Genomic DNA, 525 nt, shown 5'->3' with positions numbered 1-525 from the left:
GTCCAGCGGTACGCCCGCAACAACCCCGGAACCTTCCTGCTCCTCGCGGCCGGCGCCGGCGTCCTGGCCGGACGCCTGACCCGCGGCCTCACCGCAGGCGCCCCCGATTCCTCCCCCAACCGGGCGGCAGGAACGGGCGCAGCCGGCCTGTCCGGCCAGCACCGGGCCGTGCAGTCGCCGCCGGTGGCGCCCCTGCGCCAGGAAACCGTCTACGCTGCAGGAACCGATGATCTTTTCGCCGAACCAACGGTTGGCAGCGGGGCCCCTGTATCCACCAGCACCCTGCCCTCGGGTACCGCCGAGGAGACTCCGCTCCGGTTCGATGACGACCCCTACCGGGCCGAGAACGGCGTCTACAACGATGACGAGCCGTTCGGCAACGAAGGAACGACCGGAACCGGCCGCCACGGTACGGGTGGTCTGTGATGAGTAGCCAGATTCCGGAGCCGCCGCCCAGCGCGGCGCACGTGAAAGCGGACAACGCGTCCCTGGGTGAACTGCTCGGGGACGTCACCCGGGACCTGT

1 pseudogene is annotated in these 525 nt (G+C 70.7%); it reads left to right on the top strand.

Annotated elements, in window-relative coordinates:
- Window positions 1–426: pseudogene (locus tag ACTJK0_RS21420) on the top strand (hypothetical protein); the annotation flags it as partial.
- Between the last annotated feature and the right edge of the window lie 99 nt (window positions 427–525).

Origin of the sequence: Paenarthrobacter sp. 22069 (assembly GCF_052046035.1) — a bacterium.
Taxonomy (GTDB): domain Bacteria; phylum Actinomycetota; class Actinomycetes; order Actinomycetales; family Micrococcaceae; genus Arthrobacter.
The sequence above is the reverse complement of the archived record's forward strand: the minus strand, read 5'-3'. Positions and strand labels throughout refer to the sequence as shown.